Genomic DNA, 24,001 nt, shown 5'->3' on the forward strand with positions numbered 1-24,001 from the left:
CGTCCGGGAGCGGACGCGGAAACGGACCAGCGACAGGTCAAGAACTGAAGACGGCCGGCACGGAAACGGGCCGAACCAGTGATTTTTGCCGGCGATATTGAGTGGAGAGCGGCGATGGCGGGAAGCGTGAACAAGGTGATTCTGGTCGGCAACCTCGGCAAGGATCCTGAAATCCGGCGGACACAGGATGGGCGGCCGATCGCCAATCTGAGCATCGCGACATCGGAGACCTGGCGCGACAAAGGCACCGGGGAGCGCAAGGAAAAGACCGAGTGGCACCGCGTGGTGATCTTCAACGAGGGGCTCTGCAAGGTAGCCGAACAATATCTGAAGAAAGGCGCCAAGGTTTACATCGAGGGCCAGTTGCAGACGCGCAAATGGACCGACCAGAGCGGCGTCGACAAATACTCGACCGAGGTCGTGCTGCAGGGCTTTAACTCGAACCTGACCATGCTCGACGGCCGCAGCGGCGGCGGGGGCGGCAGCTTCGGCTCCGATGATTCCGCTGATTTCGGCTCGAGCGGTCCGGCTAGCTCCGCGCCGCGGCGGGCGGTCGCGGCGGGCAGCCGCAACAGCGATATGGACGACGACATCCCGTTCTGAGGCGAAGGCCCTCCCTCGGCCGCATATCTTGCCGCAGCAACGAAGCCGTGATGGTCGGGATCGAACCAGGCCATGACGGAATCGTGCACCTTCAACCCGTTGGCAATTCTCGAAGCTGGCCGACAGCCGTTGATCCAGGCGGGCGCACGCTCAACTTGACAGTGTCAAGATATAACTTGACAATGGAAAGATTGATGCGAGCATGGGCCGCGTGACGCGAGGGCTCGTTTTGGCCGAGCCCGCAATGGCCCGGAGTTTCAGATGTCGCTTGCTCCGTTGCTGGATGCCGCGCCCGCCATACCGGTTCATGCCATGGCAGCGATGGCCGCGTTCGCCCTTGGCGTCGTACAGTTCGCTGCGCCGAAGGGGACCCTGCCGCACCGGACGGTCGGCTGGATCTGGGTCAGCCTGATGGCCATCGTCGCCGCCAGCTCGTTCTGGATCCACGAGATCCGCTTGCTCGGCCCCTGGAGCCCGATCCATCTGCTGTCGATCCTGGTTCTGGTGATGTTGCCGGTCGCGGTCATTGCCGCGCGCGGGCACAATGTGAGCCGTCACCGCAAGACCATGATCGGCATTTTTAGCGGAGGGTTGATCATCGCCGGGCTGTTCACGTTCCTGCCGGGCCGGATCATGCACGCGGTGGTTTTCGGCCCTTAGGCGAAGGCCAAAAACGCCGTCCCGGGCGGGGTCTCTTACGGTCCCCAAACGGCCGCTCGCGGAAGCTGCCGCCGAGCCCGTAAGTCCATGAAAAAACGAGCGGAAAAACAGCTCCGCCTGACAGCTTCGGGGTGGTTATCGGACCCTCGATGCGCTATATGATTCTTAGCTGAGAACTGACTGGATTCCCCTTTGTCCGACAACGAAGACGACAAGCCCGGCGAGCCGCCGGAGCACTCCGACATTCGCCCCGTTTCTATCCTCGACGAGATGAAACGCTCCTATCTCGATTACGCGATGAGCGTGATCGTGGCGCGGGCGCTGCCGGACGCGCGCGACGGACTCAAGCCCGTGCATCGCCGCATTCTCTACGCCATGCACGAAAACGGCTTCGAGTGGAACAAGCCGTATCGCAAATCGGCGCGCACGGTCGGCGACGTCATCGGTAAATACCACCCCCACGGTGACCAGTCTGTCTATGACGCGCTGGTACGCATGGCGCAGGAATTCTCCATGCGCGTGCCGCTGATCGACGGCCAAGGCAATTTCGGCTCGGTGGACGGCGATATGGCGGCGGCCATGCGCTACACCGAATCCCGCCTGACCAAGATCGCGCAGAGCCTGCTCGACGACATCGACAAGGACACCGTCGACTTCCAGCCGAACTACGACAGTTCCGAAAAAGAGCCGACGGTCCTGCCGGCGAAATTCCCGAACCTTCTGGTCAACGGCGCGGGCGGCATCGCGGTCGGCATGGCTACCAACATCCCGCCGCACAATCTCGGCGAAGTCATCGACGCCTGCGTGGCGCTGATCGACAATCCCGCGCTTGCCATCGACGATCTCATCAACATCGTGCCGGGCCCGGATTTCCCGACGGGGGGCATCATACTCGGACGCCAGGGCATCCGCTCGGCCTATCACCTCGGCCGCGGCTCGATCGTGATGCGCGGCAAGGTGACGATCGACACCATCCGCAAGGATCGCGAAGCGATCATCATCAGCGAAATTCCCTACCAGGTGAACAAGGCCACGATGGTCGAGCGCATCGCCGAACTGGTGCGCGAGAAGAAGATCGACGGTATTTCCGACCTGCGCGACGAATCCGACCGTGACGGATTCCGCGTCGTGGTCGAGCTGAAGCGCGATGCGGTGCCCGACGTGGTGCTGAACCAGCTCTATCGCTTCACGCCGCTGCAGACCAATTTCGGCGCCAACATGGTGGCGCTGGATGGCGGCCGGCCGCAGTTGATGAATTTGAAAGACCTGCTGACGCTGTTCATCGCGTTCCGCGAGCAGGTCGTTACCCGCCGCACCAAGTTCCTGCTCAACAGGGCGCGCGACCGCGCCCACATCCTGGTCGGGCTTGCGATTGCGGTTGCGAATATCGATGAGATCATTCGCGTGATCAGAACCTCGCCCGATCCGAACACCGCGCGCGACACGCTGATGTCGCGCGACTGGCCGGCCAAGGACGTTGAAGCGATGATCACGCTGATCGACGACCCCCGTCACCGGATGGCACCGGACGGCACTGCGCGGCTGTCGCTCGAGCAGGCCCGGGCTATTCTCGATCTCCGCCTGCAGCGCCTGACCGCGCTCGGCCGCGAGGAGATTTCCGAAGACCTCGACAAGCTCGCGGTTGAAATCGCCGACTATCTTGAAATTTTGCGTTCGCGCGCCCGCGTCCAGGCGATCATCAAGAACGAACTCGCCGAGGTGAAGAACGAGTTCGCGACCCCGCGGAAAACCGTGATCGTCGAGCAGGAAGGCGAGGTCGAGGACGAGGACCTGATCCAGCGCGAGGACATGGTGGTCACCGTCTCGCACGCCGGCTACGTCAAGCGCGTGCCGCTCTCGACCTATCGGGCGCAGCGGCGCGGCGGCAAGGGCCGCGCGGGCATGCAGACCCGCGACGAGGACTTTGTGAGCCGGCTGTTCGTGGCCTCGACCCATACGCCGGTGCTGTTCTTCTCCTCGAAGGGCCAGGTCTACAAGGAAAAGGTGTGGCGGCTGCCGATGGCGGCGCCGAACGCGCGCGGCAAGGCGATGATCAACATCCTGCCGCTGGAGCAGGGCGAGCGCATCACCACCATCATGCCGCTGCCCGAGGATGAATCCTCCTGGGGCAATCTCGACGTGATGTTCGCCACCACAAGCGGCACCGTTCGCCGCAACAAGCTGTCCGACTTCGTCGACGTCCGCCGCTCCGGCATCATCGCGATGAAGCTCGGAGAGGGCGAGTCAATCGTCGACGTGCAGATCTGCACCGAGCACGACGACGTGCTGCTGACGGCGGCCGGCGGGCAATGTATCCGCTTCCCCGTTACCGACGTGCGCGTCTTCACGGGGCGCACCTCGATGGGTGTACGCGGCATTGCGCTGGCGGAGGGCGATAAACTGATCTCGCTGGCGATCCTGCGCCATGTCGAGACCACCTCGGACGAACGGTCGGCCTACCTGAAGATGCGCCGCGCGGTTGCCGGCGAAACCGCGGTTGACGAGCCTGCTGATGCCGAGGGTGAGGAGACGTCGGGCTCGCTCCAGCTCTCGCAGGAGCGCTACGCGGAGATGTCGGCCCAGGAGCAGGTCGTGCTGACGGTCTCCGTCAACGGCTACGGCAAGCGCACCTCGTCCTACGAGTACCGCACCACCGGCCGCGGCGGCAAAGGCATCGTCGCGATGAGCGTCAACAACCGCAACGGCAAGCTGGTGGCGTCATTCCCGGTGGAGCACAGCGACCAGATCATGCTGGTCACCGACAAGGGCCAACTCATCCGCTGCCCCGTCGAGGACATCCGCATCGCCGGCCGCTCGACGCAAGGCGTCATCGTGTTCGATACCGCCGAGGACGAGCACGTCGTATCGGTCGAGCATATTTCGGAAGACGAGAACGGCGTGAACGGGAATGGCGGCTAGCGCCGCTCGGATGACGAAGGGTAGGCCGGGTGAAGCGCAACGAGCGGGTAGCCCGGGTGGAGCGTAGCGCAACCCGGGATCAGCCTATCCGCTAGGAGACTGCTCCCGGGTTCCGCTTCGCTCCACCCGGGCTACGACGCAACGTCGCTGGACGCTCACCCCGGCGCGCCGCGTCTGGGTCCCGTCCGCCGTAAACCAGTCCTTAACCATAGATCGATACGATGTGCTGTGTCCGGGTGGTGACCGTCCGGCCAACGGGAGCGAATACCATGCCCGTCGAGATGCTGACGTATGCTGATCTGGGCGAAAGGCTCAAGATTTCCCCAGAGGCTGCCCGCGCTCTGGTGAAACGACATCGTTGGCCGCGCTCCCGCTCGAACGACGGCAAGACGCTTGTCCAGGTCGATCTCAGCGAATTCACCCATTCCCCAATACCCCGTCAGCCGCAAACCCAGGCCGGTCACCAGGTGGTCACCGCCTTAAGGCAGCGAATTGAGACCTTGCAGACCGAGCTGGCGGAGATGAAGGTGATTGCCAGCGGCCATCGGGCCGACTTTGAAAGAGAATGCGAACGGACCAACAAGCTTTTGGCCGAATTGCTCAAAGTCAGCACGGAAAGCGTGGGAGCCCGGGAAAGGGCAGCTCTGCTCGAAGGCAAGCTGTCGATGCTGACGCAACCTTGGCGACGTCGGCTGGTCGATGCTTTCACCCTTGCCCTACCACAAGTCGCCTCGAACCCCCGCGAGAGCGCCGGCCCGGTTGTCCAGTCACAGAATTGAAGCGATTTGCCAACGTGCCGGGCTCCGCCGCGATTGGCACAAACTGCAGATCACTCCGGCTTTGCCATATGAAATTGTGGAATGGGCAATGATCTGCTGGTCCCCGCAGCGATAATTGTATTGGGAATGCTTTCGGAGATTCGTGTCGTTCGCTGTTTTGCGCGTTAAGGCCGCTCCCGAGACTTCCTTAGCAGATACAAGCTAAAGCACCTCAGCGCGAACCTGGGCCACGCCGCGGTCCGTTATCCCCAAACCGCGCGCAGCGCCGAGTGAAAGGTCCAGGACGCGGCCGCGAACCCAGGGTCCCCGGTCGGTGATACGAACGACTACAGACTTGCTGCTCGCAAGATCAGTTACGCGAACTCTTGTGCCGAACGGCAGGTTGCGGTGGGCAGCGGTCAGTGAATCCCGATTGAACGAGGAACCACTCGCTGTTTTTCCTTTAGAGTATGAATAGTAAGACGCTTTGCCGGAAAACGCCCGGTTGGAAGATCGAGGGGCTGAGCGAACTTCCGGACGACGTGTCGGTTCTCCAGTCGGAGGTTGCTCTAGCGGATTTTGCGTAGTCTGGTCTGGTGCCTCAGGAGCCGGTTCGGCGTGCGCCTTTGGAACGATGGACCATCTATCATTGAAGGTCTGTGCTGCAGCAGAATTTGCATGTACGCCCAACCAGGCCGGGACTGTCGCAATCGCGACTATTCCAAAAAGAAGACGCATGAGCGGCCTCACAAACAAATAGAAAAACAAATGAACAATGCAAACTCATGCGGCTCTGTTCCTGCACATGCGGAAATTCTCGTGGCGGAAAAGGTGAATGAATACCGATGTTTCCCACTATCAAATAGTTCGATGGTTAGGCGCACCGCAGCAAGGAACGCCTATTCGTCGGTATGGCCCTAGTTGAGAGTTTGTTGCTCCTGAACCATGGAGACAGCGGTCTCGATGCACCCCATCGCACAAGAGAAGCGCAGATTTAGATCAACCACGACAAGGCGCGTAACCTTGATGGCTCCCATCAATTGCGCATTGCTTCCGGCCTCACTGCGCGCGCTATCTGCTGTTGGCAATTTTCGGACGTGACGACTTTATGCAAGATTGTCAGCTGTTGAGGGAATAGCGGACGAGGGCAGGCCGTCCTCTGACTTCCGGTGATGACCCATTTGAGACATCAAGCCGACTTGCTTTCCTCGAAGTTTCGTCAATATCGTCCGCATGACTGTCGTCGTGATCACGTTCGCGAACTTGTGGTGGCGCTCCACTTAGGAGCGGCACGGCTTGTCGAGAACCGCGATGCAGTATTCGTCCGCCACCCATCCTGTTATCTTGACCGGCGACAGAACCACCGGCCCGCTGCACCTGGGGCACTACATCGGTTCGTTGAAGAACCGCGTCACCCTACAGACGACGCACCAGCAGTACCTGCTGCTGGCGGATGCCCAGGCGCTCACGGACAATGCGCACAATCCTGGTCGGGTGCGTGACAATGTCCTTGAGATCGCGACAGACTACCTGGCTGTCGGGATCGACCCGAACCAGAGCACGATCTGTCTTCAATCGCATCTCCCGGCACTTGCCGATTTGACCCTCCTGTACATGAACTTTGTCACGGTGGCGCGGCTTGAGCGCAACCCAACCATCAAGGACGAAATCCAGGCGCGAGGTTTTGGCAGAGATATTCCTGTAGGCTTTCTCTGTTATCCTGTAGCCCAGGCCAGCGACATCACCGGTTTCAAAGCGACGATTGTCCCGGTGGGGGAAGATCAAGCTCCATTGATCGAGCAAACCAATGAGGTTATTCGCCGCATAAATCGCCAAGCTGGTGTTGACGTGCTGCCCGAAGCCCACGCGTTTATTCCTCGCGTCGGACGCCTTCCCGGCATCAATGGCAAAGCCAAAATGAGCAAGTCGCAGGGCAATGCTATTCAGCTATCAGCCACAGCCGATGAAATACGTGAGGCTGTCCGGCGTATGTTCACTGATCCAAACCATATAAAGGCATCCGACCCAGGTCGCGTCGAAGGCAACGTGGTCTTCACGTACCTGGATGCGTTTGACGAAGATTACATTGCTGTTGAGGATTTGAAGGCACGCTATATCCGCGGCGGTTTGAGCGACAGCATTGTGAAGAAACGTCTGGATGACGTGCTGCAGGCACTTCTCGCGCCGATCCGAGACCGTCGCCGCGCACTCGCTCGTGATCCTGGCTATGTGCTGCAAGTCGTCAAGCGAGGCACTGCGCGAGCGCGTGAGATAACAGATGCCACTTTGCGCGATGTTCGCGCCGCGCTTGGTCTATTCATGCTGAATTAATCGGGTTGGGGGCAAGCCAAGGTGTGTCCGTTGTTGCACTTCTCGGACCTGACAGCCCCGGCTGATGATGTCTGTTCTTGTAAAGCGGACTGCCGAGTTGCACGCTCGGACTTCCGAATTTGACCCCAGACGGACATTGACCAATCCTTCACGAGCCATGTTCAAAAGGGGTCCGCAGCTTGCTGGATGCTAGAACAGGCCGGTACAACGCTCTCCCTACGTGTGTGCTCTTTGGTCGCGTTACAGGGACAGCGGAAGGTCCTATGGTGGCCAAGATATGATCCACGTCCTCGACATCGATCCGCGCATTGCGCGGCGTTGCTTGCACGCCGGACGGCTCCAAGCAGGAGCTTAGCCGGACGGTACTTGGTGCCGTCCGGACACCCCTTCCTTCATCAAACAGATTTGGTGTGTGGCTCTCCCGCGAGGGAAGGCCAAACGAGGAGGCATGTCGTGAGCAACCCCTTTTTCCCGAACGTCACTCTTCCGACGTCTGACCATCGCCGCTTGGAACGGCTCGCGCAGCTGGGCGCAGATCAAGGCGACGTGGACGCGCGCTTTCTGTTGAGCGAGATCAACCGTGCGGAAGTCGTCCCTGATCGCGCTGCCAGATTGGACAGTATCGTCACCATGGGTTCGTGGGTGACGTTCTGGATCACCTGGGGCTTCCCCCGCGAGACGAGGCAACTGGTGTACCCCGAAGACTACACGTCCGAGCGAACCCAAATCCCCGTGATGTCACCGTTGGGCGCAGCGTTGGTCGGACTGAAGGTCGGAAGCGAAATCCCCTTCTTCACCGCCGGGCGCACCAACGTCGTCAAGATCGAACGCGTCAGTCGAGGTGATCCGAATGATGTTGTCAGGGTTCTGTTTCGCAATCCGGTGGTCAAGGGCAAGAAGCTCTTTGATGACGATGATCCGGGACCATCAGCCGCTTAGGAAAGGAGAGAAGGCAATGAGCAAGACTAATCGCAAGGGCAAGCCCGAAATCGTGTTGCCGCCCATCACGGTGATGGAGGATGAGGCGAGGCGCCTCAACGCTCTGGCCAGTTCGAGCGCGGTGCTGTTCCCGCGCGTGGCTCACTTCCTTGCACGGGAGATAGAACGTGCACGCGTGGTGGCGGACGTTTCCGATCTACGCGGCGTGGTCCACATGGGCTCGCAGGTCCGGTACTGCGATGACAAGACCGGTGAAGTCCGGGACGTGGTATTGGTTTATCCCCACGAAGCGGACATAACGCTAAAGCGCGTCTCGGTTCTTACGCCGGTCGGAGCTGCGTTGATCGGCCTGTCGGTTGGCCAAGCCATCGAATTTCAAACGCCGGGCCACAACAAGCGGTCCTTGACGGTACTAGGCGTGTCCAACTGAAGGGAGGCGTTGATATGCACGACGTTTCAACTAACAGGCTGCCTTAACAGTCGTCGGTATCCCCGTCGTTTTGGCTGCCGTGTTCTATCTCGCGACCTTCTTCAAGCTTGAAGGTCCAACCTCTGGGGGGTCCCTCTCGGTCTATGATCGAGCTGGGGCACCCCCACTGGGTTCAGGAATCCGAGCCAGACCGGAAAGCCTGGCTGGCGCGGGTCGCCATGAATCGATCCTCCCGGATGTTTATTGATCGTGCTTATCGCTGGCGCTGACGCGCCAGCACGCGGTCCACCATCGCTCCCGCTGTGCCGAGATAGTTTGACGGTTCGCACAAGGCGGCGAGCCGATCGCGCGGCAGGGCGGATGCGATGGCCGGGCGCCGCAGCAAGGCATCGAGCAGCGCGTCGCCACGGTCGAACGCGTCGCGGCAGGCGGCATAGACCTCGTCATGCGCCAACTGGCGACCGAGTGCGGGCGCAAGCCCCATCATAACCGCTTCGGCGACGATCAGCCCGCGCGTGGAATCGAGATTTTTCTTCATCGCCGCGGGCTCGATGATCAGGCCGGACAGCATGAATTGCGCCTGCGCCAGCGACCCGGCCGTCAGCAGACAAATCTGGGGCAGGGCGAGCCATTCGCAGTGCCAGGGCCCGGTGGCGCGCTCGAGATCCTGAACCATGGCGTCCAGCATCAGCGAAGCGGTGTCGCGCGATGCCTTTGCGTTCGCCAGCAGAATTTCCGAGGAGATCGGGTTGCGCTTCTGCGGCATGGTCGAGGATGCGCCGCGATGCGAGGAGAAGGGCTCGAACACCTCGCCGATCTCGGTCGCCATCAGGATCATGACGTCGTAGCCGATCTTGCCGAGCGCGCCGCAGATCACGGCCAGCGTCTGCACCAGTTCGACCAGCCCTTCGCGGGCGACATGCCAGGTGATGTCAGGTTCGGCGAGGCCGAGCACGCGCGCGTAAGCCGCACGCACATCCAGTCCGCGCTCGCCGAGCGAAGCCAGCGTTCCCGCCGCCCCACCGAGCTGCGCCTGAAGCGCGCGGGGCTTGGCCTGCGCGAGCCGGTCGGCCGAGCGCTGCAGCGCCGAGAGCCAGATCGCTGCCTTGTGTCCGAACGTGATCGGCAGGGCCTGCTGCAGATGGGTTCGGCCGGCCATCGGTGTATCGCGGTGGAGGCGGGCGAGGTTGGCGAGCGTTGCCATGACCTCGGTGAGCTGGGTTTCGATCAGCGCGACCGCTTCGCGCAGTTGCAGCACGGTCGCCGTATCCATGATGTCCTGGGTGGTCGCCCCCCAATGCAGATAGCGGCCGGCGTCGCCCAGCCGCTCCGATAGCTGGCGGACCAGGCCGACGATGGGGTAGCCGACATTCTCGGTGTCGCGCTTCAACTGTTCGATATCGAGCGCGATCGCCGGCGCCTGACGCGCGATCGCCTCGGCCGCCTCTCGCGGAATCACGCCGGTCTCGCCTTGCGCGGTGGCAAGCGCCACCTCGGCCTGCACATAGGCCTTGAGCTGGGCCTCGTCGGAAAACACCGCCCGCATGGCCGGCGTCGAGAAAACGTCGCGATAGAGGGCGCTGTCGAACATCGTGCTGGCCACCCGCTTGTTTCCTCCCTGTCAAATGCCCGGCCATCTGATTGATATGTACAAATCCGTCAAGCGCGGCCGCGAAGACTTCGAACTCGTGCTCGCGCGTTTGAGGCAGGCAGGAGAATTTCGCGCAATCCAAGCCTCCAGAACGCCAATGGCGAGCAGGGGGCATCCCTACTCGCCACTACAGCGTTCCTTGGAGGTTAAGCGGAACGAAAATTGCGCCGTTACGGAGTGCGGTCGGCAGTCACCAGGCGGGCTTTCCTCACCACGGCCTTGGAGCCGGCGGCGCGCAGACACGAAGCCTCGAAATTCGGCCAGGCCTGCTGCGAGCAATCCTTGCCGACGGTGCGGATATCCAGGCGGTCACCCTTGGCAAGCGCCTGCGGCACGCTGGCTTCGACCTGGGGGGCAAAGCCGGGCAATACAGTGAGCGCGGCAGCAATGAACGCGGCAGCAGCGATGGCGGAAAAAGCCTTGATCATGACGGTCCCCTGTCATGGGCCTTCGCGGCCCGTCGTTTCGTTGGGAGGACTTGTAAGACAGAGCAAGTTTCCGGCCGTCTTCGCGGGCGCGGAAAATGGTTTCGTCAGGGCCGAGTTTTGTTTCGTCGTTCATTGGCGGACGAAACACTACCGGCCCGCCCGAGACGCAGGGGGCCTCGGGATTGGTTCATTGGCCGACTCGAGGTAAAAAGCCGGCTCAGCGGGAACCTGGCCCCGCTTGCCGGGCCGCCCGGGGCGGGGTAGGAGGGACCTATGTCCCGTATTGCGCTCTATCCCGGTTCATTCGATCCCATCACCAACGGCCATCTGGACGTGCTGCGGCACGCCGTGACGCTGTGCGACCGGCTGGTTGTCGCCATTGGCGTCCATTCCGGCAAAAAGCCGCTGTTTTCGACCGAGGAGCGGCTAGAGATGGTTCGGGCGGTATGTGAGCCGATTGCGCAAAAGGCCGGCTGCGCTTTCGACTGTACCACCTACGACAACCTCACCGTAGCTGCGGCGCGGCAGGTCGGCGCGACCATCATGATTCGTGGCCTGCGCGACGGAACCGACATGGACTACGAAATGCAGCTTGCCGGCATGAACGAGGTGATGGCGCCAGAGGTGCACACCGTTTTCGTCCCGGCGTCACCCGCGGTCCGCCCGATCACCGCCACGCTGGTGCGCCAGATCGCCGGCATGGGTGGCGACTTCTCCGCCTTCGTGCCGCCCCAGATTGCCGCGAGGCTGAAGGCCAAATTCGCGGGTTAACGCGCTCTTACGCGCTGTCCTGTTTCCATATGACCGGAGCTTTCATGATCCGAATTCTCGCCGTTCTCGCCGCGCTGTTCCTTGTGGCCCCCGCGATCGCGCAGCCGCTCCCTGCCAATCTCGACAAGGCAAATGCGATCGTAATCGACACCACCAAGGGCCGCATCGTGATCAAGCTGCGGAACGACATTGCGCCCCAGCATGCCGAGCGCATCAAGCTCTTGGCGCGTGAGGGTTACTACAACAACGTGCCGTTCCATCGCGTGATCGAGGGATTCATGGCGCAGACCGGCGACGGCAAGAATTTTAACGGCACCGGCGGATCGAAACATCCGAACCTGCCGGCCGAGTTCTCCAACGTGCCGTACAAGCGCGGCATCGTCGGCATGGCGCGAACCAGCGATCCCAACTCGGCCAATTCGCAGTTCTTCATCATGTTCGCCGAAGGCGCATCGCTGAACGGCAAGTACACCGTGATCGGCGAAGTCGTGTCGGGCATGGATGTGGTCGACAAGATCAAGCGCGGCGAGCCGGTCGTCGACCCTGACAAGATGGTGAAGGTGCAAGTCGCATCCGACATCAAGTGAGGCCATGACGGCGGGCCGCAGCAAGCCATTCGTCTGGTTTGCCGCTGCTCTCGCGTGGCTCGCATTGGGTGCGCATGCGCAGGCTCAGCCGCAGCAACTCAACACCATCAAGGATGTCTTTGCCAAACTGTATTCCTGCTGGCGGCCGCCGCCTTACTCGCGCGCCAACCCGATGGACATCACGGTCGTCGTCAGCTTCAACCGCGAGGGCGCCATTCTGGGGCAACCCAGGATCACCTACGAGTCGGAACGCGCCAACGATAACGACCGGGTTGCCTACCGAACTGCCGTCATGGAGACATTGCAACGCTGCACGCCGTTGCCATTTACCGAGGGACTCGGCGGTGCGGTCGCCGGCCGGCCTTTCGCGGTCACTTTCAGAACCCGCAAACGTCCACCCAAACCAGAAGAGACAAGAGCATGGCTGATACAGAAAATACTTTGATCCTTGAAACCACCCAGGGCCCCGTCACCATCGAAATGCGCCCCGATCTGGCGCCGGGCCATGTCGCCCGGATCAAGGAACTGGTGCGCGAAGGATTTTATGACGGCATCGTGTTCCATCGCGTCATCGAAGGCTTCATGGCGCAGACCGGTTGCCCGCACGGCACCGGCACCGGCGGCTCCGGCAAGAAGCTGAAGGCCGAGTTCAACAAGGAACCGCATGTGCGCGGCACCGCCTCGATGGCCCGTGCCGCGAGCCCGGATTCCGGCGACAGCCAGTTCTTCATCTGCTTCGATGACGCCTCCTTCCTCAACGGCCAGTACACGGTCTGGGGCAAGGTGACGTCCGGCATGGAAAATGTCGACAAGATTAAGCGCGGCGAGCCGGTGCAGAACCCGGACAAGATCGTCAAAGCGCGGATGGCAGTGGACGCGGCTTGAGCTGCGAGAAACAAACTCCAATGTCATGCTCCGCGAAAGCGGGGCATCCAGTACTCGCCAGCCTTCGCTATAAGAGAGGTCTGTGAGTACTGGATCGCCCTGCCCCAGTGCGCAATTGCGCACAAGGCGGGCGATGACGGCTTAGGCCATGCGCACCGATCTCTTCGATTTCGAACTTCCTGCGACCAGCATCGCGCTGCGGCCTGCGAGCCCGCGCGATGCTGCGCGCATGCTGGTGGTGCAGCCGGACGGCGTGCTGCGCGACCGAACCGTCGCCGAGCTGCCGCAATGGCTGGAGCCGGGCGACCAGCTCGTCGTCAACGACACCAAAGTAATTTCCGCGCAGCTCAAGGGCCGCCGCATCGGCCGCGAGACCGAGCCGAAGATCGAGGCGACGTTGATCAAGCGGCTGGACGGCTCGCGCTGGCGCGCGCTGGTCAAGCCGGCGAAGAAGCTCGCGCCCGGCGACGTCGTTCGCTTCGGCAACGAGGGCAAGGTCTGCCTGCTCGGCCATCTCGACGCCGAGGTCGAGGCCAAGGGCGAAGAGGGCGAAATCACGCTGTCGTTTTCGTTTCACGGTCCGGCGCTCGACCAAGCCATCGCCGATCTCGGCACGCCGCCGCTGCCGCCCTATATCGCCTCCAAACGCACGCCTGACGATCGCGATGCGGCCGACTATCAGACGATGTTCGCCGCAAACGAGGGAGCGGTCGCGGCGCCGACGGCGGGACTGCATTTCACGCCTGAGCTCGAGACGGCGCTACGCCGCCACGGCGTCGAATTGCATCGGATAACGCTGCATGTCGGGGCAGGGACCTTCCTGCCGGTGAAGGTGGAGGAGACCTCCGAGCACAGGATGCACGCCGAATGGGGATCGATCTCGGCCGATACCGCCGCCGCGCTGAACGCCGCCCGCGCCCAGGGCGGGCGCATCATAGCTGTCGGCACCACGTCGCTACGGCTATTGGAGAGCGCCACGGCCGAAGACGGCACGGTTCAGCCGTTCGACGGCGAGACCTCGATCTTCATCACGCCGGGCTATCGCTTTCGCGCGGTCGATATCCTCATGACCAATTTCCACCTGCCGCGCTCGACGCTGTTCATGCTGGTGTCGGCTTTCTCCGGTCTCGACACGATGAAGCGCGCCTATGCGCACGCGATCGCAGCCGGCTACCGTTTCTATTCCTACGGCGATGCCTGCCTGTTGTTTCGCTCGCGGGACTGAGGCAAGGCCAGGCGTCCTCGCTCGAAAAAGAGGCCCGCCAATTGGGCGGGCAAAGGTTCAGGGAGGAAGCGCTTTGACAATAAAGCGCAAACGCCTGTCTCTTTGATTCGGCTGATGTCGCCAAGATCGTATAACTACCGTCTCTCGGCGCATCGATGCGCGGAACAACAGGGGCTTACATGAACTTCTCCGGCATTTTTGCGCGAATAGTCGCTCTGATCGGCGCCGCTGCGCTGCTGTGGCGCCGCCTGCAGGGATCCGCGCCTAAACCGGCCTGGGGGAACACGCCGGCAATTCCGGCGGCGAAGCCGCAAGGCGCGATCCCGACGCTCAAGATGCCGACAGCGCAGGGCTGGAGCGACGGGCAGAAGCCGACCGCAGCGCCAGGGCTCAAGGTCAACGCGTTTGCGACGGGCCTGGACCATCCGCGCTGGATCAACGTGCTGCCCAATGGCGACGTGCTCATAGCCGAGGCGACGCAGATCCCCGGCCCGATCAGAACCGTGTTTCATTATGCGATGCAGGCGACGATGCGGCGCGCCGCGGCGCTCGGTATCAGCGCCAACCGCATCACGCTGTTGCGCGATCGCGACGGCGATGGCGTTGCGGAGGGGCGCGGGATCTTCATGGAGGGACTGAGCCAGCCGTTCGGCATGGCACTGGTGGGCGACACCTTCTACGTCGGCAACACCGACGGCGTGGTCGCCTTTCCCTATGTCGCGGGCGCGGACCGCATCACCGCCGAGGGACGGAAACTCGTCGCGTTCAAGCCCGGCGGTCATTGGACGCGGAGCCTGCTGCCGAGCGCGGATGGCAAAAAACTCTATGCCGGCGTCGGCTCGCTCAGCAACATCGCCGAAAGCGGCATGGAAGTGGAGGAGGGCCGCGCCGCGATCTATGAGCTCGATCTTGCGCGGGGCACGAACCGCATATTTGCCAGCGGGCTGCGCAACGCTGTGGGTCTCGCCTGGGAGCCCAACACGGGCGTGCTCTGGACCGTGGTCAACGAGCGCGATGGGCTGGGTGACGAAACGCCGCCGGACTATCTGACCTCGGTCCGCGACGGCGGCTTCTACGGCTGGCCCTATTGCTACTGGGGACAGACGGTAGACGATCGGGTGCCGCAGGATCCGGCAATGGTCGCCAAGGCAATCACGCCGGACTATGCGCTCGGCGGCCACACCGCCTCGCTCGGTCTGTGCTGGATGCCGGCAGGCACGCTGCCCGGTTTTCCTGACGGCATGGTGATCGGCCAGCACGGCTCCTGGAATCGCAGCACGCTGAGCGGCTACGCCGTCGTGTTCGTGCCGTTCGAGAACGGCCGGCCATCCGGTCCGGCACGGGATATTCTGACGGGGTTTCTCGCACCGGATGAGAATGTCTCGTACGGGCGGCCAGTCGGCGTGACGCTTGGTCCCGACCGTTCGCTGCTGGTGGCTGACGATGTCGGCAATGTCATCTGGCGCGTGACGGGCGATCGACGGGGCTGAGCCGGCTCGGCTCGTGGGCTGCGACCGCGGCTCAGGATCAATCCAGACGAGCCGCGACCCGGCTGCAGCGGAGTTCCTACCGATATCACCAATTGAAAGCTGGTGAGCTATTTCGGTGTTGAGGGCATGGCCGAGGAATGGTGGTCGACGATCAGCCAACGCTCGCCGTTCTTGACGTAAGTGAAACTGTAACGCGCGGGCAAGGTCTTCGCCTCGCCATCCCTGACATAGGAGAACGTGTAGTAGCCAGTGTTGATCGCCGCATTCCCGTACACGCGGACCAATTGATCGCCGAAGGCGACCTTCAGGCCGGGCAGAACCTTGAAGGCGTTCACGAAATAATCTTGTAGCGCCGCCCGATCGGAACGCACGGTCGGCGACAGCGTGCCCCAGAGCACGGCGTCGTCCGCATAGAGCGTCAAGACTTTTTCGGGATCGCCTCCGCCAATAGCTTGCCCCCATGCCGAGGCCGCTGCCGCTACCTCCGTTTTCGGTTCGACCAAAGCGCTGGAGCCAAATGATAGCAGCACCATGCACAGGGCAAGCGCTGCACTAGCTGCTCTTGTTAATGATCGCATGACGCACTTCCTTGCGAATACGGCCAGATATGAGACGGCCTCTTGCAATGCGAGCGATTAGACTTGCGTGGTTTGGCGTCAGGTAATCGATGTCACCTGGGCTCATAAATTGAACTTGAACTGTCCCAACCTGGCTTGACGGTGTTTCGTGACCTCACATGAGTGAAACTACATCATCCGCGACCGGCGAACCATAAGTCAGAGCGGTTGACTTACCGGAGAGCAAAAAAGGTCGATGTCCCATTGGATCAAGATGGGCACTGATTGAGAGGTGCGTAGTGGCTTGCGCTTCCGAAGTGACCAGCGATGCCTACGTGGCGCGGGCGGTGGTCAGACGTCGATGCGGAATCCAAGATCGATCTCGGAAGCAGGTTGGCCGCCGCGCAGGCCCCAGTCTTCGGGAGAAGCCTCGATCAGAACGATCTTGATTTCAGTCGCGGGGACTCCGAGATCATGCAGATTGGCAACCACCGCCTGATAGAGCGACCTCTTGGCATCGAGAGATCGCCCGGAAAACAGCACGACTTCGATGCGCGTGTACCGCTCGGATCGCCCGGTAGGAATAATCCTTCTATTCGCATCATACAGGTCCAGCACGATATCGCGGTCGTAATCGGGGATTTTCAGCGCAGAGAGGAGAGCATTCTGAACGGCTTCAAGAACGCTGGCCTCACGGCCTCTCGCCCAGCTTCCTGTCGTGATCCGCGTGCTTGGCATGGTGACCTTTCCCAGAGTTCGTGTTGGCGCCGAAACAGCGTGTCGATGTCGCTCGCTGTTGCTGCGCAGGGTGGACAAAGCCACCGGGTCGCGCGAATGCGCGCCCGACAAGCTCCGCGTGCGCACCATCGCGAGCCCGAGTGCTCGATGGCGGGCACGGCGCAAGAGCGCCGTTGCCCGCCAAATTCTCACGCTATCGCGCGCTGCGGCAGCAATTCCGCGATCTGGATCGCGTTGAGCGCCGCACCCTTCAGGAGCTGGTCGGCCGACACGAACATCGAGATCGAGTGGCCGCTGGCGTCGCTCAGATCCTTGCGGATGCGGCCGACCAAAACGTCGTCCTGGCCCGACGCATCGATCGGCATCGGGAAATAGTTCTTCGCCCGATCATCCACGATTCGAACGCCCGGCGCCTTCGACAGGATCGCGCGCACTTCATCCTCGGTGATCGGCTTTTCGCATTCGAAGGTGATCGCCTCGCAATGGGCGCGCAGCACCGGCACGCGCACACAAGTGACGCCGATCGCGATCTGATCATCCTCGAAGATCTTGCGGGTCTCCTTGATCACTTTGGTCTCTTCGCCGTTGTAGCCGGTCTCGGGATCGATTGCCGTGTTGTGGCTGAAGACGTTGAACGCATAAGGCAGCGGGATCACCTTTGGCGTGAACGGCCGGCCGTCGAGATAGGCGCGAGTCGACTCCACGAGCTCTTCCATTGCGGCCGCACCTGCGCCGCTCGCCGCCTGGTAGGTCGAGACGATTATGCGCTTGATGCGGTTCTGGCGGTGGATCGGCCACAGCGGCACCAGCGCTGTTATCGCCGAGCAATTCGGATTGGCGATGATGCCCTTGTGATCGCGGATGCGGTCCGCGTTGATCTCGGGGATCACCAGCGGCACGTTCGGGTCCATCCGGAACGCCGAGGAATTGTCGACCACGACCGCGCCGGCCTTCACGGCGGCGGGTGCGAACTTGCGCGAGATGCTGCCGCCGGCCGAGAACAGCGCGATGTCGACGCCCTCGAAGGACTTTTCAGTGAGCTCCTCGATGACGATCTTCTCGCCGCGGAAATCGATGGTCTTGCCGGCCGAGCGGGCGCTCGCCAGCGCCTTGAGCTTGCCGACCGGAAAAGCGCGCCTGTCCATGGTGGCGATGAATTCGGCGCCGACCGCGCCGGTTACGCCGACGATGGCAACAACGGGTTGATAGCTCACGGGTCTGTCCTCTGGGTTAAGCATGTGTTTGCGGGCAATAAAAAAGCCCCGGTCCTTTCAGGCGGGGCTTCGGTTCAGATAATGCGATCGTTCGACTACGCGCGCACGGCTCCCGAGCCCCCGGAGGGTGCTTTGGTTTTCGTGGTCGCTTTGGTCGAAGTCGTCATGGCCCGGACTTATGCGGCAGCTCGGGGCCGCCGTCAACGGGTTTTGGCCTCATCCGGGCTGCAACAGGGGCAGACGAGCCCCGTTATCGCCGCCTTGCGGCGCCAGGAGGCTCGAGGATCACCTCTTTCAGGTCGTTGCCACTCATGACGACGATCGCGAAACTCAGCCGGCCGCGTTCGCGGATCAACCCGCCGCTGATAGCCTTGCCCGACGCCGCGTGCTCGGCAACGCGAACGGCATCTGCCAGGCGCTGCCGGATTGTCTTGAGTGCAACGAGGTTGCTGCGGTCCTCGGCGTCGAACTCCTTCAGGGGCAGTGCGGCTTCGCCGCCGACGATCTTGCCAGTCGTCGCGTCGATGGCGTGGTGCCAGATGCGGTCGTTGTGAAGGGTTTTGACGCGGTAGACCGGTGAATCCGGGGCACCGTCGAAGCTGACATCGGCGGTCGTCGCGCCGGCATGCAGGGCTTCCGCGATGGCCATCGCCTGGGTCAGCGAGACCGCCGACCCGCGGAAAAGCGCGAGCTCGCGGCTGACCGCCTGCTGGTCGGACGCGGCGCCATCCTCGGTCTCATTGCGAAGCGAGGCTGGTCCACCGGTCGGCGACGCGGTGGCATAGATCGGAGCAGGGAGGATGATCGCCACCAGGATTGCTGCAAGCAACTGTCTCCAAGATCTCGGCGCATGCATTGCGCAGTCTCCATCATGAGGCTGTCTCTGCCGGCGTTGGGCCGGATCGTCTCGAAGAAAGCGCGGCCGACCCTTTGGAGGCATACGGGTCGGCCGCGGAACGTCGCAAGTACCGTCGTTTGCGACGATCGAAGCGGCGCGCCCCGCTGGGACCACTGAAAGCGGAAACCGCACTTCGCTTGCAACAAAACCATACCGTATCGTTTTGTTTTGTCAACGATGCCGTTATGGCGTAACGCACGTGAAACGCCGTTCTCACGGAATTGTCAGCGGGAAGGGCGCCGCCGAATGGTTCCTTTGGGGGTGGACTGAAATCGGCTCGGTGGCCCAAGCGCACCGGCCAGGAACAGCCTGATCGCCGAGCGCATGCGCTTCTCCGCGGATTTCATCTCCAGCGGCGTTCCGAACGTTGCCATCCGGTGCGCGTGACCGACGACCATGTCGAGAAAGACCTCAGCGGCGATGCCGGTATCCTCGACGTCCATGGCGCCTTGTGCGACCAAATGATCAAAGAAGCGCGCAGTCGTGGAAACCGCCTTCAACCAGCCCTCTTCCTTGCCAAGTTGGGCAATATCGGGAAAGTTGATGGCCTGTGACGTCATCATGCGGCTGAACGCGACGGCATCGGGTCCGCAAGTGAACGTCAGCATCTCGCGCCCGACCTCTATCAGGCGCTGCTCGACCGAAATCTCCGAGGAACGCGTGAGCTGCCCCTCCGCCGCTTCAGCAAGCGGAGCAAGCCAGCGCGCAATCTCGCGCCTCAGTACCTCCGCAAACAGTCCGCGCTTGTCGCCATAGCGCGAATAGACGGTGGGCTTGCTGACCCGGGCTGCTTCCGCGACCGCATCAAGCGAGGTGGCATCGTAGCCCCGGTCCAAGAAAAGGCGGGTGGCGACTTCGATCAGCCGCTGATCGCGCTCGATGGCGGCGCTCTTCGTCGGCCGGCCGCCGCGCGACTTCGGGACGTCTCGTCTTGCCGGTCTGGCCTTGGTCGCAGTCAATCCCATGCCCATCGATTCCTGCGCATACTCGTCATTGTTCTATAACGCGCAGTAACAGGGGCGTCATCGCGAATCTGGCCGAATTGGCCATATCGCCAACGGTCTAGAGCATTTTCGGTTCTGATTGAATCAGAACCGAAGCTCTAGGTGGTGTGGACTCTAAGGATTCCTTTTTAGGAGCAAATCAGATTCAAGGCTGCTTTTGGGGAGGCAGCCTTGGGTGTGATGGACCGGTTGGTTTTGAGCGACGCGGCGTGGGAGCGGATGGCGCCGCTGATCATCGGCCGACCTGACCAGAAGGGTTCGACGGGCCGCGACAATCGGATGTTTGTGGAAGGTGTGCTGTGGATCGTGCGTACGGGCTCTCCCTGGCGTGATCTTCCGGAAGCGTTCGGGGAATGGAACAGTGTATTCCGTCGCTTCAGTAGATGGAGCGTCAAGGGTGTTTGGTGGCGCATCTTTGAGGCGATGTCCGATGATCCGGATTTCGAATATCTGATCGTCGACTCCACCATCGTCCGAGCCCACCAGCACGCTGCCGGGGCCAAAAAAGGGGGTCTGAAGATCAGGCGCTCGGCCGCTCGCGCGGTGGCCTGAGCACCAAGATACATCTGGCCGTTCGAGGCTTGGGATGTCCCGTGCGGTTCATCCTTACCGCAGGTCAGAAGGGCGATGCACCGCAAGCCGCCGCATTGATCGAGGGATTGGCCGCCGAAGTCGTCATGGCCGATACGGCCTATGACGCCGATCACTTGCGCCAGGCCATCGCTGCCAAAGGCGCGCTCGCCGTCATCCCTAACAATCCGTCACGCGCGCTCAAATATCCGCTCGACAAGCATCTCTATGCCCAGCGCCATCTCGTGGAATGCTGCTTCTCAAAACTCAAGCAATTCCGCCGCGTCGCAACCCGCTTCGAAAAGACTGCCCGAAACTACCGTGCCGTCGTCACTCTCGCAGCCATCATCTTATGGATGCGGTAAGTGTCCACACCACCTAGAGTCTTGTTTTGACGCGTTTTCTTCACGCGAACCGGTCTCCACTTCGCGCGAAAACGCTATAGGCAGGTCCTCGTTCCGCTCCTAAAGCGGCTCATGGAAGCGTCGAGGTCCAGGCGCGGCCCGATGCAGCCTTCTCATAGCCATACCAATAAAGGGCGCGCATATAGGCGGTATCGAATCCCTCTGAGGGCGACGCCGGATAGTCACGCTCAATATAGGACAGATGGAAGCCCCACCGATTGCGCTTGGCGAAATCGTAGGTCGAGAAGATGACCGAGCGTGTCTGGGATTGGGTGATCGACGACAGGCTGCGAGAGGCGACATCGATCGTGCTGTTGGACACGAGCTCGAAAGTTCGTTCGAGCTTCTTGTTGACGAGGATGTAGATGTTCATCCGGCTGTTTCCAGGCAGACGTCCCTGGAAGAGCAGGGCATCCGGCAGCGTCAGGACCGGAGCGGTCACGCCGCCGTCGACATGCATCTCCTCAAAGCGCCGGCCCTGGCCTTCGGCTTCGATCAGGATGGGCGGGAAGACCAGGGGAATGCTGGCGGAGGCCGCCATCACGTCGCGAAACAGGCGCAGCGCCTCGGGCGAACCGACCGCGGCGATTTTCCCCATGTCCCAAACGACCGTGCGCTGGGTGTCGAGATCCGTCGTAACCACGAGCAGTTTTCGGCCCTTGGCATTTTCGCGTGCAACGGCGGCCAGGATCTCCGGCCCGACATAGCGGGCTACCAGCTCGCGCAGTCGCGTATTGCCGAACAGGCCGGATCCGAACAGCACGCGAATGATGCTGGGATCAGCGAGCAGGCTCTCCGCTATGCCGCTGGTGTAGACCTCGCTCAACGTGTCATCATATTGGGACCCGAGAAACGCGAAAGGCGCAATCAGCCCGCCGGTGCTTACGCCTGAGACGACCGAGAAGGTCGGGCGGGTGCCGGCTGCGGTCCAGCCGTTCAACACGCCCACGCCATAGGCGCCATCGGCGCCGCCGCCGGAGAGCGCGAGATAGGTCCTGGTTGAGGAGAGATCGTCTTTCTCGAAACGGAATTTTGTGACGGGTTCGTCGGTGTAGCGCCGCAGGCCGTCGATATCGAGCACGCGGGAGCCAGAGGCATCCGCAGCGCTGTAGGGCGTCCGCGGCAGGGAGGTGCAGGCGGCTAGCGCGAGGCTGCACAACAAGACGGCTGACCTGAGCAGGCGTGAGGCTGCCCTCCTGATCCGGCCGTCGGAGAGGATTGATCCAGTCAGGAAAGAGATGGAGGACATTCGCGTCAGTCACCGTACACGCACTTGCCGCCGCCGGCCTCATCGCCCGCGGCGTCCCCTATTTATAAAACTATACGGTGTCGTTTTATTTAACAAGCCAGGGCTGAAGGCACGGCGGCTCAATTGTGTCCGGCGTGGGGCACAGACTGCTCGGAACGCGCACAGGGCGGTTGATTGGCCGTTCCCGGCACGTAATAAGCAGCGCCATGAGTCTTCCCAATCATTTCGAATTGCTCGCGACCAATGGCGCAGCCCGCACCGGCCGCCTGACCACGCCGCACGGTGTGGTGCACACGCCAGCCTTCATGCCGGTGGGCACGGCGGGGGCGATGAAGGGCATGCACTGGCGCGAGGTACGCGATGCCGGCGCCGATATCGTGCTCGGCAACACCTATCATTTGATGCTGCGGCCGGGCGCCGAGCGGATCGCGGCGCTCGGAGGCTTGCAAGCCTTCACTGGGTGGAACGGGCCGATGCTGACAGATTCCGGCGGCTTCCAGGTGATGTCGCTATCGGACCTGCGCAAGGTAAGCGAAAAGGCCGTGACGTTTCGCTCGCATATCGACGGCGCCAAGGTCGAGCTGTCGCCGGAGCGTTCGATCGAGGTGCAGCGGCTGCTTGGGTCCGACATCGCCATGCAGATGGATGAGTGCGTGCGGCTTTCGCCGGACCGCAGTAACCACAGCATTACGGACATCGAGCGCGCGATGCGGTTATCGTTGCGCTGGGCGGAGCGCAGCAAGCGGGCGTTCGAGAGCGCGCCAGAAGGCTACATGCTGTTCGGCATCGTGCAGGGCGGCGACATTCCCGAGATGCGCCACATCAGCGCGCGCGAGTCGGTCGACATAGGTTTCCACGGCTACGCGATCGGCGGGCTTGCAGTGGGTGAGCCGCAGTCGGTGATGCTTGCGATGATTGACGAAACCGCGCCGGCGCTGCCTGCGGATCGTCCCCGCTATTTGATGGGTGTCGGCACGCCCGAGGATCTGCTGGAAGCGGTGGCGCGCGGCATTGACATGTTCGATTGCGTGATGCCGACAAGGAACGGGCGCCATGGCATGGCGTTCACCCGCTTCGGGCAGATCAACCTGCGCAACGCCCGCCACGCCGACGATCCGCGGCCGCTCGACGAGGAAAGCGAATGGCCGTCGGCGCGCAACATCTCGCGCGCCTATTTGCATCATCTGGTGAGGTCAGGAGAGACGCTCGGCGCGATGCTGCTATCAGAGATCAACGTGGCCTACTACCAACACCTGATGCGGGGCATGCGCGACGCGATCGCGAGCGGAACGTTCGAGACGTTCCAAAAGCAAACGCGCGCCGGTTGGGCGCGCGGTGACATAGCTCCGAGATAAATCTCAGTTGCAGGCGAACCTCTTGACCGAATGCTTGGTCACAAAACCGTAACCGCAGGTGTCGCATGTCCAGAGATAGCTGATCACGTTGTCGTTGAGGTAGGCTGAAGCCTCCGCAGCCACCATTGTGTCGGCACACACAGGGCACGTCGGCAGATCACATCCACGCGGATCTGGTCCAAGCGGCACGGTCGACCGGATTTCAGCAATAGCTGGCATCGTGACCTCCTAGCGATCTGAACCTCAGGCTCAGCTCACTACGAAAGTATACACCAAAATCTTTGACGATGTGGCAACACAAATGCGTTCATTTCGCGATATTTAGCGACGTTCTT

Annotated in this window: 24 protein-coding genes and 1 pseudogene; 15 read left to right on the forward strand and 10 right to left on the reverse strand. The window is 62.0% G+C overall.

Going from position 1 to position 24,001, the window contains the following annotated elements; all coding sequences use genetic code 11:
* The first annotated feature begins 114 nt into the window (after window positions 1-114).
* From RX328_RS24785 to RX328_RS24800, 4 genes are all read left to right on the forward strand, one after another.
* Entirely contained in the window at window positions 115-603 is a 489-nt protein-coding gene (locus tag RX328_RS24785; protein ID WP_213256570.1) for a single-stranded DNA-binding protein, read from the forward strand.
* 261 nt (window positions 604-864) lie between these two features.
* Window positions 865-1,263, forward strand: coding sequence for a DUF2306 domain-containing protein (locus tag RX328_RS24790; RefSeq protein ID WP_213256568.1), 399 nt, complete (start codon window positions 865-867; stop codon window positions 1,261-1,263).
* Window positions 1,264-1,455: 192 nt separating this feature from the next.
* Window positions 1,456-4,182, forward strand: a complete 2,727-nt coding sequence (gyrA, locus tag RX328_RS24795; RefSeq protein ID WP_213256566.1) for a DNA gyrase subunit A — start codon at window positions 1,456-1,458, stop codon at window positions 4,180-4,182.
* A gap of 269 nt (window positions 4,183-4,451) precedes the next feature.
* Window positions 4,452-4,961: a hypothetical protein gene (locus RX328_RS24800; protein WP_213256564.1), complete on the forward strand. Its 510-nt coding sequence runs from the start codon at window positions 4,452-4,454 to the stop codon at window positions 4,959-4,961.
* 201 nt (window positions 4,962-5,162) lie between these two features.
* Here the strand turns inward: RX328_RS24800 and RX328_RS24805 are convergent, their stop codons facing one another.
* Window positions 5,163-5,678, reverse strand: a complete 516-nt coding sequence (locus tag RX328_RS24805; RefSeq protein WP_213256562.1) for a septal ring lytic transglycosylase RlpA family protein — start codon at window positions 5,676-5,678, stop codon at window positions 5,163-5,165.
* 573 nt (window positions 5,679-6,251) lie between these two features.
* On the opposite strand from RX328_RS24805, the gene trpS reads away from it, so the two are divergent.
* The 3 genes from trpS (at window position 6,252) to rnk (ending at window position 8,640) form a co-directional block, all read left to right on the forward strand.
* Window positions 6,252-7,271 (forward strand): tryptophan--tRNA ligase, encoded by a 1,020-nt coding sequence (gene trpS / locus RX328_RS24810; RefSeq protein WP_213256560.1) that lies wholly within the window; start codon window positions 6,252-6,254, stop codon window positions 7,269-7,271.
* A gap of 453 nt (window positions 7,272-7,724) precedes the next feature.
* Window positions 7,725-8,210: a GreA/GreB family elongation factor gene (locus tag RX328_RS24815; RefSeq protein WP_317258497.1), complete on the forward strand. Its 486-nt coding sequence runs from the start codon at window positions 7,725-7,727 to the stop codon at window positions 8,208-8,210.
* 16 nt (window positions 8,211-8,226) lie between these two features.
* Window positions 8,227-8,640, forward strand: a complete 414-nt coding sequence (rnk, locus tag RX328_RS24820; RefSeq protein WP_213256556.1) for a nucleoside diphosphate kinase regulator — start codon at window positions 8,227-8,229, stop codon at window positions 8,638-8,640.
* A 253-nt stretch (window positions 8,641-8,893) separates the two neighbouring features.
* Here the strand turns inward: rnk and pcaB are convergent, their stop codons facing one another.
* Together pcaB and RX328_RS24830 are read right to left on the reverse strand one after the other, a co-directional pair.
* A complete protein-coding gene (pcaB, locus tag RX328_RS24825) occupies window positions 8,894-10,231 on the reverse strand; it encodes a 3-carboxy-cis,cis-muconate cycloisomerase (RefSeq protein ID WP_213256554.1) in 1,338 nt (445 codons plus the stop codon).
* Window positions 10,232-10,461: 230 nt separating this feature from the next.
* On the reverse strand, window positions 10,462-10,719 hold the full coding sequence (locus RX328_RS24830) for a hypothetical protein (protein ID WP_213256553.1): 258 nt from the start codon (window positions 10,717-10,719) through the stop codon (window positions 10,462-10,464).
* A gap of 273 nt (window positions 10,720-10,992) precedes the next feature.
* Here RX328_RS24830 and coaD point away from each other — a divergent pair, with 273 nt between their 5' ends.
* The 6 genes from coaD (at window position 10,993) to RX328_RS24860 (ending at window position 15,677) form a co-directional block, all read left to right on the forward strand.
* Window positions 10,993-11,490, forward strand: a complete 498-nt coding sequence (gene coaD / locus RX328_RS24835) for a pantetheine-phosphate adenylyltransferase (RefSeq protein ID WP_213256551.1) — start codon at window positions 10,993-10,995, stop codon at window positions 11,488-11,490.
* A gap of 44 nt (window positions 11,491-11,534) precedes the next feature.
* Window positions 11,535-12,077: a peptidylprolyl isomerase gene (locus RX328_RS24840; protein ID WP_213256549.1), complete on the forward strand. Its 543-nt coding sequence runs from the start codon at window positions 11,535-11,537 to the stop codon at window positions 12,075-12,077.
* Window positions 12,078-12,081: 4 nt separating this feature from the next.
* Window positions 12,082-12,522 (forward strand): hypothetical protein, encoded by a 441-nt coding sequence (locus RX328_RS24845; RefSeq protein ID WP_213256547.1) that lies wholly within the window; start codon window positions 12,082-12,084, stop codon window positions 12,520-12,522.
* Window positions 12,498-12,962 carry a peptidylprolyl isomerase gene (locus RX328_RS24850; RefSeq protein ID WP_213256545.1) on the forward strand — a complete coding sequence of 155 codons (465 nt, stop codon included), beginning with the start codon at window positions 12,498-12,500 and terminating at the stop codon, window positions 12,960-12,962. The genes RX328_RS24845 and RX328_RS24850 overlap by 25 nt, the downstream gene beginning before the upstream one ends.
* Window positions 12,963-13,110: 148 nt before the next feature.
* Entirely contained in the window at window positions 13,111-14,187 is a 1,077-nt protein-coding gene (queA, locus tag RX328_RS24855) for a tRNA preQ1(34) S-adenosylmethionine ribosyltransferase-isomerase QueA (protein ID WP_213256543.1), read from the forward strand.
* 179 nt (window positions 14,188-14,366) lie between these two features.
* Window positions 14,367-15,677: a PQQ-dependent sugar dehydrogenase gene (locus tag RX328_RS24860; protein ID WP_213256574.1), complete on the forward strand. Its 1,311-nt coding sequence runs from the start codon at window positions 14,367-14,369 to the stop codon at window positions 15,675-15,677.
* Between the two features lie 107 nt (window positions 15,678-15,784).
* On the opposite strand, the gene RX328_RS24865 is transcribed toward RX328_RS24860, so the two are convergent.
* The 5 genes from RX328_RS24865 to RX328_RS24885 all read right to left on the reverse strand — a co-directional run bounded on the left by RX328_RS24865 (window position 15,785) and on the right by RX328_RS24885 (window position 20,049).
* Window positions 15,785-16,255: an SgcJ/EcaC family oxidoreductase gene (locus RX328_RS24865; protein ID WP_213256541.1), complete on the reverse strand. Its 471-nt coding sequence runs from the start codon at window positions 16,253-16,255 to the stop codon at window positions 15,785-15,787.
* Window positions 16,256-16,585: 330 nt separating this feature from the next.
* Entirely contained in the window at window positions 16,586-17,101 is a 516-nt protein-coding gene (locus RX328_RS24870) for a tautomerase family protein (RefSeq protein WP_249727229.1), read from the reverse strand.
* 59 nt (window positions 17,102-17,160) lie between these two features.
* On the reverse strand, window positions 17,161-18,210 hold the full coding sequence (locus RX328_RS24875; protein ID WP_213256539.1) for an aspartate-semialdehyde dehydrogenase: 1,050 nt from the start codon (window positions 18,208-18,210) through the stop codon (window positions 17,161-17,163).
* A gap of 226 nt (window positions 18,211-18,436) precedes the next feature.
* Window positions 18,437-18,997, reverse strand: a complete 561-nt coding sequence (locus RX328_RS24880; RefSeq protein WP_312018145.1) for a PepSY domain-containing protein — start codon at window positions 18,995-18,997, stop codon at window positions 18,437-18,439.
* 311 nt (window positions 18,998-19,308) lie between these two features.
* Entirely contained in the window at window positions 19,309-20,049 is a 741-nt protein-coding gene (locus tag RX328_RS24885) for a TetR/AcrR family transcriptional regulator (protein ID WP_213256535.1), read from the reverse strand.
* Window positions 20,050-20,307: 258 nt separating this feature from the next.
* On the opposite strand from RX328_RS24885, the pseudogene RX328_RS24890 reads away from it, so the two are divergent.
* Window positions 20,308-21,023, forward strand: a pseudogene (locus RX328_RS24890) (IS5 family transposase).
* A gap of 109 nt (window positions 21,024-21,132) precedes the next feature.
* Here RX328_RS24890 and RX328_RS24895 read toward each other — a convergent pair.
* A complete protein-coding gene (locus tag RX328_RS24895; protein WP_213255103.1) occupies window positions 21,133-22,311 on the reverse strand; it encodes a patatin-like phospholipase family protein in 1,179 nt (392 codons plus the stop codon).
* Window positions 22,312-22,517: 206 nt separating this feature from the next.
* On the opposite strand from RX328_RS24895, the gene tgt reads away from it, so the two are divergent.
* The gene (gene tgt / locus RX328_RS24900) at window positions 22,518-23,666 is read left to right on the forward strand and encodes a tRNA guanosine(34) transglycosylase Tgt (RefSeq protein ID WP_213255100.1); all 1,149 of its coding nucleotides are present in this window, start codon (window positions 22,518-22,520) and stop codon (window positions 23,664-23,666) included.
* A gap of 3 nt (window positions 23,667-23,669) precedes the next feature.
* Here tgt and RX328_RS24905 read toward each other — a convergent pair whose 3' ends face one another.
* Entirely contained in the window at window positions 23,670-23,885 is a 216-nt protein-coding gene (locus RX328_RS24905; protein WP_213255098.1) for a hypothetical protein, read from the reverse strand.
* Between the last annotated feature and the right edge of the window lie 116 nt (window positions 23,886-24,001).

This window comes from Bradyrhizobium sp. sBnM-33 (assembly GCF_032917945.1).
Lineage (GTDB): Bacteria > Pseudomonadota > Alphaproteobacteria > Rhizobiales > Xanthobacteraceae > Bradyrhizobium.